Origin of the sequence: Mycobacterium sp. 1482292.6 (assembly GCF_001672995.1) — a bacterium.
In the GTDB taxonomy this organism is placed as follows: Bacteria; Actinomycetota; Actinomycetes; order Mycobacteriales; family Mycobacteriaceae; genus Mycobacterium; species Mycobacterium europaeum_A.
This window is the reverse complement of record NZ_LZKV01000043.1, coordinates 1-12,884: the sequence shown is the minus strand read 5'-3', so window position 1 is coordinate 12,884 and position 12,884 is coordinate 1. Positions and strand designations below refer to the sequence as shown.

At 66.8% G+C, this 12,884-nt stretch carries 10 protein-coding genes and 1 pseudogene; 6 read left to right on the top strand and 5 right to left on the bottom strand.

Going from position 1 to position 12,884, the window contains the following annotated elements; translation table 11 throughout:
* Nucleotides 1-174: pseudogene (locus tag A5624_RS27995) on the top strand (MFS transporter); the annotation flags it as partial.
* Between the two features lie 18 nt (nucleotides 175-192).
* Here the strand turns inward: A5624_RS27995 and A5624_RS03360 are convergent.
* Nucleotides 193-1,776, bottom strand: coding sequence for a glycosyltransferase family 39 protein (locus tag A5624_RS03360; RefSeq protein WP_066861506.1), 1,584 nt, complete (start codon nucleotides 1,774-1,776; stop codon nucleotides 193-195).
* A 284-nt stretch (nucleotides 1,777-2,060) separates the two neighbouring features.
* Between A5624_RS03360 and A5624_RS03355 the strand changes: the two genes are divergently transcribed.
* Nucleotides 2,061-2,504 (top strand): universal stress protein, encoded by a 444-nt coding sequence (locus tag A5624_RS03355; protein ID WP_066861503.1) that lies wholly within the window; start codon nucleotides 2,061-2,063, stop codon nucleotides 2,502-2,504.
* An 18-nt stretch (nucleotides 2,505-2,522) separates the two neighbouring features.
* On the opposite strand, the gene A5624_RS03350 is transcribed toward A5624_RS03355, so the two are convergent.
* Nucleotides 2,523-3,200: an MBL fold metallo-hydrolase gene (locus tag A5624_RS03350; RefSeq protein ID WP_066861500.1), complete on the bottom strand. Its 678-nt coding sequence runs from the start codon at nucleotides 3,198-3,200 to the stop codon at nucleotides 2,523-2,525.
* 142 nt (nucleotides 3,201-3,342) lie between these two features.
* Here A5624_RS03350 and uvrA point away from each other — a divergent pair, with 142 nt between their 5' ends.
* Nucleotides 3,343-6,255 carry an excinuclease ABC subunit UvrA gene (gene uvrA, locus A5624_RS03345; RefSeq protein ID WP_066861497.1) on the top strand — a complete coding sequence of 971 codons (2,913 nt, stop codon included), beginning with the start codon at nucleotides 3,343-3,345 and terminating at the stop codon, nucleotides 6,253-6,255.
* A gap of 9 nt (nucleotides 6,256-6,264) precedes the next feature.
* On the opposite strand, the gene A5624_RS03340 is transcribed toward uvrA, so the two are convergent.
* Nucleotides 6,265-6,513, bottom strand: a complete 249-nt coding sequence (locus tag A5624_RS03340) for a hypothetical protein (protein ID WP_066861495.1) — start codon at nucleotides 6,511-6,513, stop codon at nucleotides 6,265-6,267.
* 279 nt (nucleotides 6,514-6,792) lie between these two features.
* On the opposite strand from A5624_RS03340, the gene A5624_RS03335 reads away from it, so the two are divergent.
* Both A5624_RS03335 and A5624_RS03330 read left to right on the top strand, forming a co-directional pair.
* Nucleotides 6,793-7,509, top strand: coding sequence for a hypothetical protein (locus A5624_RS03335; protein ID WP_066861493.1), 717 nt, complete (start codon nucleotides 6,793-6,795; stop codon nucleotides 7,507-7,509).
* A gap of 125 nt (nucleotides 7,510-7,634) precedes the next feature.
* Nucleotides 7,635-8,237 carry a bifunctional 2-polyprenyl-6-hydroxyphenol methylase/3-demethylubiquinol 3-O-methyltransferase UbiG gene (locus A5624_RS03330; protein WP_066861490.1) on the top strand — a complete coding sequence of 201 codons (603 nt, stop codon included), beginning with the start codon at nucleotides 7,635-7,637 and terminating at the stop codon, nucleotides 8,235-8,237.
* A gap of 21 nt (nucleotides 8,238-8,258) precedes the next feature.
* Here the strand turns inward: A5624_RS03330 and A5624_RS03325 are convergent, their stop codons facing one another.
* Together A5624_RS03325 and A5624_RS03320 are read right to left on the bottom strand one after the other, a co-directional pair.
* Nucleotides 8,259-10,124 (bottom strand): bifunctional diguanylate cyclase/phosphodiesterase, encoded by a 1,866-nt coding sequence (locus tag A5624_RS03325; protein WP_066861485.1) that lies wholly within the window; start codon nucleotides 10,122-10,124, stop codon nucleotides 8,259-8,261.
* Nucleotides 10,125-10,276: 152 nt separating this feature from the next.
* Nucleotides 10,277-11,668, bottom strand: coding sequence for a cytochrome P450 (locus A5624_RS03320; RefSeq protein WP_066861482.1), 1,392 nt, complete (start codon nucleotides 11,666-11,668; stop codon nucleotides 10,277-10,279).
* Between the two features lie 337 nt (nucleotides 11,669-12,005).
* On the opposite strand from A5624_RS03320, the gene A5624_RS03315 reads away from it, so the two are divergent.
* Nucleotides 12,006-12,884: class I SAM-dependent methyltransferase (locus tag A5624_RS03315; RefSeq protein ID WP_232002192.1), on the top strand; the 879-nt coding region annotated here is incomplete at its 3' end.

Below are 12,884 nucleotides of genomic sequence, written 5' to 3'. Positions count from 1 at the left end.
GCGATCGGCGCAGGATTGGCGGGCGTCGTCGTCAACACCGCCACCGGCGGCGAGGGGATGGCCGCGCACCTGCTCTTTACGGTGTTCACCGCGTTGAGCGCCGCCGGCGTGGCGGTGTCCTACGCTGCGACGCGCGCCACCCGCCAAGCCCAGCCGGTCGGCACCGGGCGTTGAGCTCGGTCAGCGGCGAAATCACCGCGTGGACTTGACAACCTGCGAGTAGTGGAATTGCCACCGTTCGACGATGTGGAAGCCGAGGTAGCCCGGGAATCGGTACGCCGGGGCGCGCCCGAACGCGGATCCGGGCGGTAGCGATGGGCCGGCTTGATGGTCCGGCAGCGAATTGTCCCTATTGGTGATCGTCCAGATCGCCGGGCATTTGTTGATTTTGGCGGTCGTCAGCCACACGGCGACGTGCCCGTCCCACAGCGATCCGACCTTCGGCCCGTAGACGCCGCGCTCGACGTCGACCAACGACCGGAAGGCCGCCGGCCGGGTGGCCAGCAGCGCGCGAATCGGCCCGGGCTTCCACGGGACGGTGTTGTCCACCATCAGGCAGTCGCCGGGGGCGGCGTGCGAGCTGATCAGATCGGCCACCTGGCTGTAGTCCCAGCCCTCCTTGGCGTACGGCCACCGTTGTACGAACAGGTAATTCGGCACGGCGGCGACGGCGAACAACAGCACGGCGCCGGCGATCGGCCAGGGCCGGCGGGCGAGGGTGACGATGCAGACGGCCAAGACGACGGCCATCGCGGGTGCGGTGAAGATCAGGTAGCGCGGGTAGTAGATCGGCTCGATGACGGCCGAATACACGACGACCAGCGCGGTGGGAATCACCATCCACGCCGTGGCGATGACCAGCAACCGGCGGAGGTCGCCGGCCGGGGCCGGCACCCCGGCCAGCCGGGTCGCGACCGCCGCGACGATCAGCACCGCGCCGGCGATCGCGAACGCCACGCTGTGGTCGAAGTACTGGCGCAGGATGATGTCGAAGGCGTAATGCCAGCTGACGGGATAGATCCAGTTCACCTGCCACACCTGGTGGTGCGCGAACAGGATGAACGGCGTCATGGCCGCCACCGCGGCGACGGAGCCGGCGGTCCACCAGAGCGCCGGAGCTTTGCGCGCGCCCTTCGGGGCGAGCAGCGGCAGCAGGGCGCCGTACACCGGCACCAACAGCACCAGGTTGAGGTTGAGCAGGATCGCCAGCATCAACCCCAGCGCGTACCAAACCCAGCCGCGCGGCCGGTTGCGCCGAACGGCGGCGACGAACAACACCGTCAGCCACACCGCCGCCGCGGCCACGAAGGCGTACGGACGGGCCTCCATACCCGCCCAGGTGGTGCGCGGCAGGATGGCGAAGACCGCCCCCGCGCAGACCGCGGTGGGCCGGGTGGAGAACTGCCTGGTGAAGACCGTGACCCCGGCCGCGGCGGCACCGACGGCCAGCGAGCTCGGGAAACGCGACCAGAACTCGGTGGGCGGGAACAGGGCGAACCAGCCGTGCATCAGCAGGTAGTACGCCCCGTGGACGGCGTCGATGTGGCTGAGCAACCGCCACAACTCCGGCAGTGTCCGGCTCGCCGATGCCGATATCGTCGCCCCCTCGTCGAACCACAGCGACGGCCGACAGGCCCAGGCGGCGCTGACAACGGTGGCGAACAGGGCGATCGTGCAGGGATCCAGCAACCTGCCGCGCGTGCCCCCGGGCCCGGGCTCGGCGCCGACATCCCCGGCGCGCGGCTCGAGAGTGGGCTCGAGGGTGGGCATGGACATGATGGTTGTTACTTTAGGGCGCGGCTCATGTAACGGCTCACAAACTGCGCCCGGCGCATTCATTGTTCGTGCCGACATTGGCGAAAAGCGGCTTAATGCAATGCCTTCCACGGTGGCCGCGCGCTTTTGATTGTTTTGCCATTGCCGATATTGTCCGTTGGCCCAGCCAGTGACCGCAAATAGCGGGCGCGCCACGCCGCGCGGTGTGGCTAATCTGCCTCCTGCGCAACGAGCAAACGCGCTACTGTCTTGGGTTGGCTGACCAACCGAAACTGGGAGGGTAAATGGGCGCCTATCGGACTGTGGTGGTAGGAACCGATGGCTCGGATTCGTCGATGCGCGCGGTAGAGAAGGCGGCACAGATCGCCGGTTCGGACGCCAAGCTGATCGTGGCGTCGGCGTATTTGCCCCAACACGAGGACGCCCGGGCGGCCGACGTCCTGCGCGACGAGAGCTACAAGGTTTCGGGGACCGCGCCGATTTACGCGATTCTGCGTGACGCCAAGGACCGCGCCCACGCCGCCGGTGCGCAGAATATTGACGAGCGCCCCATTGTCGGGGCCCCGGTCGACGCGCTGGTGCACCTCGCCGAGGAGGAACAGGCCGATCTGCTCGTGGTCGGCAACGTCGGCTTGAGCACGATCGCCGGCCGGCTGCTGGGATCGGTGCCGGCCAACGTCTCGCGTCGGGCCAAGACCGACGTGCTGATCGTGCACACCACGTCCTAGCGTCCTGGGGCCGCGCGGTTACCAGCCCCGCTCGCGCCATTCGCCCAGGTGGGGACGTTCGGCGCCCAACGCCGTGTCGTCACCGTGGCCGGGGTAGATGACGGTGGAGTCGTCATAGACGTCGAACACCCGGGTGCTGACGTCCTCGATCAGCTGGGTGAAATCGCCGGGCTGCCAAGTCTTGCCGACGCCGCCCGGGAACAGGCAGTCGCCGGTGAACAATTGGGTGACGCCGCCGGTCGCCGGGCCGTCCAGGGCCAGCGCGATCGATCCCGGGGTATGCCCGCGCAAATGGATGACGTCAAAGGCGAGCTCACCGATCTGCACGGTGTCACCGCCCGACAGCAAACGGTCCGGTTTGACCGGCAGCGGCTCCGCGTCGATCTCGTTGGCGGCGGTCGGCGCGCCGTTGGCGGCGGCCACCGCCTCCAGCGCCTGCCAGTGATCGAAGTGCTGGTGACTGGTCACGATCAGCGACACCTTCGGCGCGTGCCGCCGGATCAGGTCGATCAGGACGTCCGCGTCGTTGGCGGCGTCGATCAACAGTGTTTCGCCGGTAGCGGAACAAGTGATCAGATAGGCATTGTTGTCCATCGGGCCGACCGAGACCTTTAGGATCGTGGCGCCGGGTAGGGTCCGGCGGGCCGCGGTGCCGGGGTCGACGTGTCCGGTGTAGTTGTCGTCCACTGCAGTCATACCGGTCACGCTACTGGTCAAAACTTGCTTGTCGGTATGGACACATAGCATGGAATGCGCCGTGCGCGATTCCGGTTCGGGATGCGCGCGGGCCTACCAGGAGGCCACGAGAAGTTGCCGGAAAGTTCTGAGAGGGGCAGCGTTGGCTGACCGTCTGATCGTCAAGGGCGCCCGCGAACACAACCTGCGCGGCGTCGATCTCGACCTGCCCCGCGACGCGCTGATCGTCTTCACCGGGCTGTCGGGCTCGGGCAAATCGTCGCTGGCCTTCGACACGATTTTCGCCGAGGGGCAGCGCCGCTACGTGGAGTCCCTGTCGGCCTACGCCCGCCAGTTCCTGGGCCAGATGGACAAGCCCGACGTCGACTTCATCGAGGGCCTGTCCCCGGCGGTGTCCATCGACCAGAAGTCCACCAACCGCAACCCGCGATCGACCGTCGGCACGATCACCGAGGTCTACGACTACCTGCGGCTGCTCTACGCGCGGGCCGGCACGCCGCACTGCCCGATCTGCGGCGAGCGGATCGCCCGGCAGACCCCGCAGCAAATCGTCGATCAGGTGCTGGCGATGCCCGAGGGCACCCGATTCCTGGTGCTCGCCCCGGTGGTGCGCACCCGCAAGGGCGAATTCGCCGACCTTTTCGAGAAGCTCAACGCCCAGGGCTACAGCCGGGTGCGGGTCGACGGTGTCGTGCACCCGTTGACCGACCCGCCGAAGCTGAAGAAGCAGGAAAAGCACGACATCGAGGTGGTGGTGGACCGCCTCACCGTCAAGGCGTCCGCCAAGCAGCGGCTGACCGATTCGGTGGAGACCGCGCTGAACCTGGCGGACGGCATCGTGGTGCTCGAGTTCGTCGACCACGAACACGACGCGCACAACCGGGAGCAGCGGTTCTCCGAGAAGCTGGCCTGCCCCAACGGGCACGCGCTGGCGGTCGACGACCTGGAACCGCGGTCGTTCTCGTTCAACTCGCCCTACGGCGCCTGCCCCGAGTGCAGCGGCCTGGGCATCCGCAAGGAGGTCGACCCCGACCTGGTGGTGCCCGACCCCGAACGCACCCTGGCCGAGGGCGCGGTGGCCCCGTGGTCGACGGGCCACACCGCGGAGTACTTCACCCGGATGATGGCCGGGCTCGGCGACGAGCTGGGCTTCGACGTCGACACCCCGTGGCGCAAGCTGCCGGCCAAGGCCCGCAAGGCGATTCTCGAGGGCTCCGACCACCAGGTGCACGTGCGGTACCGCAACCGGTACGGGCGCACCCGGTCCTACTACGCCGATTTCGAGGGCGTGCTGGCGTTCCTGCAGCGCAAGATGGCGCAGACCGAGTCCGAGCAGATGAAGGAACGCTACGAAGGCTTCATGCGCGACGTGCCCTGCCCGGTGTGTGAGGGCACCCGGCTCAAGCCGGAGATCCTGGCCGTGACCTTGGCTGCGGGGGACCGGGGCGCGAAGTCCATCGCCGAGGTCTGCGAGCTGTCGATCTCGGACTGCGCGGACTTTTTGAACGCACTCACCCTCGGCGTCCGCGAGAAGGCGATCGCCGGGCAGGTGCTCAAGGAAATCCAGTCGCGGCTCGGCTTTTTGCTCGACGTCGGGCTCGAGTACCTGTCGCTGTCACGCGCCGCGGCCACGCTGTCCGGCGGTGAGGCGCAACGCATTCGGCTGGCCACCCAGATCGGGTCCGGTCTGGTCGGTGTGCTCTACGTGCTCGATGAGCCGTCCATCGGGCTGCATCAGCGCGACAACCGCCGGCTCATCGAAACCCTCACTCGGCTAAGGGGTTTGGGCAACACGCTGATCGTCGTCGAGCACGACGAGGACACCATTGCCCACGCCGACTGGATCGTCGACATCGGCCCGCGGGCCGGTGAGCACGGCGGCAAGATCGTGCACAGCGGCACCTACAGCGAGCTTTTGGCGAACAAGGACTCGATCACCGGCGCCTACCTGTCGGGCAAGGAACGCATCGAGATGCCCGCCAGGCGGCGCCCGGTCGACAAGCGGCGGCTCACCGTCGTCGGCGCCCGCGAGCACAACCTGCGCGGCATCGACGTCTCGTTCCCGCTCGGCGTGCTCACCTCGGTGACCGGGGTATCGGGTTCCGGCAAGTCGACCCTGGTGAACGACATCCTGGCGGCGGTGCTGGCCAACCGGCTCAACGGCGCCCGGCAGGTCCCCGGCCGGCACACCCGGGTCACCGGGCTGGACCACCTGGACAAGCTGGTCCGGGTGGACCAGTCACCGATCGGCCGCACGCCGCGGTCCAACCCGGCCACTTACACCGGGGTGTTCGACAAGATCCGCACCCTGTTCGCGGCCACCACCGAGGCCAAAGTCCGTGGCTATCAACCGGGCCGGTTCTCGTTCAACGTCAAGGGCGGCCGCTGCGAGGCGTGCACCGGCGACGGCACGATAAAGATCGAGATGAACTTTTTGCCCGACGTGTACGTGCCGTGCGAGGTCTGCCACGGCGCCCGGTACAACCGGGAAACCCTTGAGGTGCACTACAAGGGCAAGACCATCTCCGAGGTGCTGGACATGTCCATCGAGGAGGCGGCGGAGTTCTTCGAGCCGATCACCGGCATCCACCGGTATCTGCGCACCCTGGTCGACGTGGGGCTGGGGTATGTGCGGCTCGGCCAGCCCGCACCGACGCTGTCCGGCGGCGAGGCGCAACGCGTCAAACTGGCCGCGGAACTGCAGAAGCGCTCGACCGGGCGCACGGTGTACATCCTCGACGAGCCCACCACGGGACTGCATTTCGACGACATCCGCAAGTTGCTGAAGGTCATCAACGGCCTTGTCGACAAGGGCAATACGGTCATCGTCATCGAGCACAACCTGGACGTGATCAAGACCTCGGACTGGATCGTCGACATGGGGCCGGAAGGCGGTGCCGAGGGCGGAACCGTTGTCGCGGAAGGCACTCCGGAGGACGTCGCCGCCGTGCCGGAGAGCTACACCGGGAAGTTCCTCGCCGAGGTGATCGGCCGGAGCCCGGCGGCATCGGGCGCCCCGCAGCGATCGAACCGGCGTCGCAAAGTCACCGCCTGAGCCCGCGCGTCAACTGTTCTCGGGCTTCATCGCGTCGCGGATCTGGGCCAGCCGCTCGGCCGCGGCGCGCCGGCGTTCGTCGTACTGTTCCGAGACCGAACGGCCCTCGGCTGATTCCGCATCGAGCTCGGCGGCGCCTTGCGCCGTCGCGTAGCGGGCCTCGATCTGGTCGCGCACCGACTCGAAGGTCGGCACACCGGAGTCGTCGTACTCCGGGCCGGATCCGGCGGCGCCGGAAGTGGTGGGTTCGTCGGGCATGCCGTCACGGTACTGCCACGAGCGGCCGAAATGTCGCAACGTCCGTGGGCGGGGCCGCAGTGCCGAAATCGGCCCCGGGGCACAGTGGCAGCCCGCTGTGTCAAAACAAATGCGAGACAAGCTCGATATCGCCACATCATTGGCCGCGCAGTGCGGCCGTATTCGGCCGTTTATGTCACAATCCCCTTGGTTAATTTGTCGCGAGTCGAATTAACAAATGGCTCAAGACCCGTTCAAAAAAATTACTCGGTAGTAACCGCAAATAGGTGGAGGTCACGGATGGAAGCGGCACAACTCACGGGAATCGGGATTGACGCCCCGTGGTCGGACACCGGGTTCGGCTGGCGCGATCACGCGACGGGATGCTGGGTCACGGCGGCCACGCCGCAGGCAGAGCCCGTGCTGTGGAATCAGTACCTGGACGGCGCGCTGGACAGTTATCGGCGGCACGGGCTGGAGTGGGTGCTCGACGTCGACCAGATTCGGGACGGCGCCGACACGGCATTGTTTTTTGTCGTGCTCGATCCACAAGGGCGGGTGGTCGGAGGCACGCGGGTGGTAGGGCCCCTGCGCTCGCCGGAAGACTCCCACGCTCTCGAGGAATGGAAAGGCAATCCGGGACTTCCCTTGCTGCGCCATATGATTTCCAACCGGCTTCCGTTTGGCGTCGTGGAGGTGAAAAGCGCGTGGACCAATTCTCGCGAATATGGCAATCGGGCGCTGTCCACGGTGCTGGCGCGTACCGCGCTGCCGATGATGACGCTGTTGGGCGTTCAGTTCGTGATGGCCACCGCGGCCGCGCACGTGCTCGAGCAGTGGCAGTCGTCCGGGGGCGTCGTGGCCAACCGGGTAACCGCGGCGGCGTATCCCACCGACGACTACCGGACCAAGGTGATGTGGTGGGATCGCCGCACCCTTGCCACACATGCCGAGCCCGGACAATTCAAGCTGATGTGCGCCGAGAACGCCGAAATCCTCAGCCGCATCTCGGCATAGCACGAAATGACGTGGTGCCGAGGCGTTCCCGGTTGCCCGCGCAAGTGTGCTGGGTCGCGGCATCCCGCCGGTGAAACCGGGAAGGCGATGTCGGGCCGGTTGGCGCGAATGTCATCATTGCGGCTATGGCTTCTCGACACACGCGATTTCGGTTCTTCTACCGGATCGGCTTCACGCCGTGGGAGGGCCACCCGATCGGCCAAGGTCTGCGGGATCTCGTCGAGGGAACTTCAGACACGCCCGCGCTGCCCACCGGGCGGGCCCTCGACGTCGGCTGCGGCACCGGGGACTGCGCCGTCTACCTCGCCCAGCAGGGCTGGCAGGTCACCGGGGTCGACTACGTCGCGAAACCGCTCGACAAAGCGCAGGCGAAAGCCGGCAAAGCCGGTGTCGCGGTCGACTTCGTGCGCGCCGACGTGACGCAGCTGAGTCAGTCCGGGATCGGAACAGGCTTCGACCTGATCGTCGACAACGGCTGCATCCACAACATGAGTGGCGCCGACCGTGACGCGTACGTCCGGGAAGTCGGCGCCGTGGCGGCACCCGGCGCGCGGCTGTTCATCGCCGCGTTCCCTCCCGGGGGCCGATTCGGCGTGCCGGGCATCGGTCACGCCGAGATCCAACAACGTTTCACGCCCGACTGGACGCTGTTGTTCACCGGCGACGAGCAGGAGCTCGACGACCGGAAGACCCCGGCGTATTACTACCTGCTCCAATATCGCGCCTGAGCGCCCGCGCGTTCGGCGGGTTTAAACCGCGTTCCCCGTTCCCGAGAACCGGGTGGTGGAGAAGTTCATCGGTATGGCGCGCTTGGCCAGGAGCGACTCCATCGCCGTGCTGTCAAGCGGGCGGGACAGCAGAAACCCTTGTGCGCGATGGCATCCCAGGCTGAGCAGCCTCTCGGCCGCCGCCACGGATTCCACCCCCTCGGCCACGACGTCGAGCCCGAACGCGTCGGCCAGGGCCATCGTCGAGCGCACGATCGCCAGGTCGCCGGCGTTGGTGTCCAGGTTCTGGACAAACCCCTTGTCGATCTTCAGCGAATCGACGGGCAGAGATTTCAGATAGGTCAGCACGCTGTAGCCGGTGCCGAAGTCGTCGATGGCGATCTGTACCCCGACGTCCTTCAATCCGAACAACGTCTGACGTGTGGCGTCGATATCTTGGACCACAACGCTTTCGGTGATTTCCAAACAGACGGTGCTGGGATCGAGCCCGAACTCGTCGAGGGTGGCCGCGACGGTGTCAACGATACCTGCGGTGACGAGCTGCACGGGGGAGACGTTGATTCGAAGCACCGTGCCGTTGCCGACACCGTGTGACCGCCAGAGCCCGAATTGCGCACACGCCGAGCGCATTACCAGACGCCCCAGTTTGGCACCGAGGTTGATCGATTCCACGACCTGGATGAACGAATCGGGCATCAGTAGCCCCAGAGTGGGGTGTTGCCAACGGATCAGCGCCTCGGTGCCCAGGATCTTCCCGGTGCGCATGTCGAACTCCGGGAGGTAGTGCAGGACCAATGCGCCGCCACCGCCCTCGATCATCCCTTCCAGGTGCAGCTCGATGTCGTTGCGGATCATGTCGGTTGTCGACATTTCCGGGCGGAAGGTCGCGACGTTGTTCCCGCCGGATGCCTTGGCCGACCGGGTGGCCTGGTCGACCCGCCGGAGCAGGTCCGACGTGGTCTCGTCCCCGGGTACGCCGGTCGCGACGCCGATACTTACGGTGCGACTGAGCATCTCACCGTCGATGGGGATCGGTAGGTGGACCCGCTCGTGCAGCGAGCTTGCGAACGTTTCGGCGGCCTCGACGTCCATGGCCCCGGCGGGCACGATGCCGAACTCGTCGCCGCCGAAGCGGGCGATGACGGAGGGAATCTCGGTGGTCTCGCGCAGCAGCGCGGCGAACTTCTCGATGAATCGATCGCCGGCGTCCTGGCCGAGGCGACCGTTGATGACCTTGAAGCGGTCTATGGCGAGGAACACGACCGAGACCGGGCCGGGCTGTCCCTTCGCGAGCCGGTCGTCGAGGTAGGCGATGAGCGCCCTGCGGTTCAGCAGTCCGGTGAGTTCGTCGTGCTCGGCGAGGTAGTGAATTTGCTGTTCGGCGACGACGCGGGCCTGCAGTTGCGCGAACAGGGCGGCGATCGCCTGTAGCGCGTTGAGTTCTTCGGATAGCCATTCCCGGTCGCCGAGCTTGCCGAAGGCGAGCGTGCCGGTGGTGACGTCGCCGGACAGCAGCGGAACGGCGGCCAGCGAGACGGCGGGAGCTCCGGTGCCCTCCTCGATCCGGTGCTGGTAGTCGGCGTTCTCGGGCTCGGGACGGACCACCTCGGGCACCTTGAGGTGTTCGGTCCGCGCGAAGATCGAGTCGGCATCGGCGAAATACACCAGACCGATCGGGTCCGGGTCGGCGTTGCGTGGCGGGAATTCGGCGATGAGGCGCGTCGCGCGGATGGTGTGGTCGTTGTGGCGCAGGAAGCTGAAGTCCACCCCCAGGTCGCGAACCAGGTTGCCGAGCACGCGTTGGCTGATCGCGGCAGAGTCCGCCACGGTGGCCGCCATCAACTCGGCGGCGGCAGCGGTGACCAGGTGGTCCAGTGTGCCCGACATTGCCCTAACCGTAGCGGTAACCGGTGCGCTGCGTTTGGCATTGCATAGGGCGTCTAGCAATGATTCGCTCACGTTGACGAGCAAGTGTGATCAAGGCCGCATGAGCTCGGCGACGATGCGGTGTTTCGACGATCCGACGCGGCGCAAGGGCGTTAGCTGGTCGGCGAAACGGGCTGGCGACGCGGTCGAACGCGAGCGGGGACCGGGCCGCCGGCGATCATGGTGAAGTGCAGTGCGAGCGGAAACTCGGCATCCAGAGAGCGGATTTCGGCTCGGCGGATGAGGGTTGCCAAGGCGAGTGTCACTTCGAGCATGGCGAAATGGTCGCCGATGCAGGAGCGCGGTCCGCCACCGAATGGCAGGTATTGCCACCGATCGAGCGCCTTGAAGTTCTCCGGACTGAACCGCTCGGGGTCGAACCGAAGTGGATCCTGCCAAAGTTGCGGGTCGCGCTGTACGGCCATCCGCCCGACGATGAGCATGGTGCCCCTCGGCACCCGATAGCCGGCCACCGCGACGTCGCGGGAGGCCATGCGCGTGCCGGTGGGGGCCGGTGGGCACAGGCGAAGCGACTCCCGTATCACCTGCATGGTGAATCCGAGCCGGGGCAGGTCGTCGGACGTCAGCGGCCGATCCGGTAAAGCCGCAACCTCGGCCGCCACCCGCTCTTGATAATCGGGGTGGTGTCCCAAAGCCCACAGGGCATAGGTCAAGGCCGTCGTGGTGGTGTCGTGGCCGGCGAACAGGAACATGACCAGCTCGTCGCAAATCTCCTTATCGGTCAACCGCTTTCCGGTCACCGGATCCTGCGCCGCGATGAGCGCGTGGACCAGCGGTGCGACTCGTGTCGGATCGGAGCGACAGTCTCGCAGGATCTCCTGCGTCAGAGCGTGCAGTTTGGCGCTTGCCGCTCGCGCGCGCCGCCGCGCCGGTGTGGGCAACCAGCGAGGCGCACGAAGCGGATTGGTCGCGCGCCTGACCGCGTAGGCCAACGCGACCCGTAGCGGCTCGACAACCTCGTCGGCCCGCTGTTCCAGGTCGAGTCCGAGCACCGATCGGCCCAGCGCGCGCAACGTTATCGTGCGGCACTCGGCGTCCAGATCGATGACGGCACCGTCCTGCCACCCCTCGCTCACCGATTGCGCCGCCTGCTCCATGTGACCGCCGAACTCGCTCACCCGCTGTTTGGTGAACACCGGCTGTAGGGTGCGCCGACGTGACTTCCATGGCTCGAAGGGAAGATCGGTGAGACTGGCGCCGATGATGTGGCGCACCTGCTCGAAGACGGGTGTGGTCTTGTCGACGGAATCGTCTTTGGTACTGAGGATGTCGCGGATGGCTTCCGGAGACGTCGCAAGCACCATCGGCGGCATCAGCCATCGCGGCCCCAAGGTGAAAAAGCTCACCCGGCCGCCGGCATCACGCAGCCTTTCGGTCCCGGTGCTGAATTCGCGCACCGCCGCGAGGCGCTGACGAAAGGGCATCGGGTTCACCGGCGGCAGGGGTAAGCACTTGATTTCGTCACTCGCCAGGGCCTGAACCACGCCTACCTCCCGCGGATAGTGATGTTGCCTACGCCGATCCGGTAGGACCGCGCAGGCCACAAGCTTGCCGGCCCCCGCTGACCGGACAAGTATTCCAGCACATCCGTTTCGACGCGGCGAATTCACCGGGCTGCCAGTGAAATTGCAGGGACGGGTTGATAATCATGTACGACAGATCGGCCCAATGCTCAACCGTCGCCAGAACCTGACCCGAAATCGGTGACACGGACTCCATGAAAGGTTGAGGGTGAACAGAATTCGGCCCCTGTGGCGGATGCCCGGCATCGTCTTGCGTGAGCGGTCGCATCCGGCAGGGCGTGAGCGTATTCCTGAGCCGATGGTGGTGGACGATCCGGAGTCCGTTGCCCAGTTTCACACCGGTGGCGGATCCAACCCGGGGATGCTCGCGGTCTACGACTTGTGCGCTCGGGCGCTCGATGCGCTGCTGCCGCCCGACGGCCACCTGCTGGACCTCGGCGTCGGGTCCGGCCGTGCGCTCAGCGCCGTGCTGCGCCGACGGCCCGACGTTCGGGCCACCGCCGTCGATCTCGCCCCGAACATGCTGTCCACGGCGCGGGAGCTGTTCGACGCCGAAGGCCTGGGGGACCGCGTCGAACTGCGTCAGGAGGACATCACGGCGCTGCCGGAGCAGATTTCAACGCGTCCGTGGGACGCCATCTCCTGCATGTGGACCCTGCATCAGCTACCGGATTTCGACACCTTGCGCGGCGCCCTCCGGCAGATCGCCGACCTCCAACGCCGCAGCGGTGCGGCAGTGTGGATTTCCGATTTTCAGCGCCTGCGGGACCCGGCGGCCGCCCCCAAGATGCTCGAGATCGCCGACCCCGCCTCGCCGGCCGTCCTGCGCCAGGACGCCATTGCAAGCGAGGCGGCGGCGTTCACCATCGCGGAACTGTCGACAGAGCTCGCCGCAGCGGGACTGCACGAAATGCATTGCGGCCACTCGACACCCGTGCCCTATCTGCAGGCGTACTGGACATTCGGGTCGCGCGGCGAGCACCATCGGCGCCACAGCACCTCAGAACGGCTTCGCCGTGAATCCCCATCGCAACAACGCCGACTCGCGGCGGGCCCTACCGCGCAACCCAGGGTCCCGCGTGCCGGTCACGCCGTGCGGTTCGCCGCGCGACCCGAATGTCCAGTACGCCTGCAGATAGGGCACGGGTGTCGAGTGGCCGCAATGCATTTCGTGCAG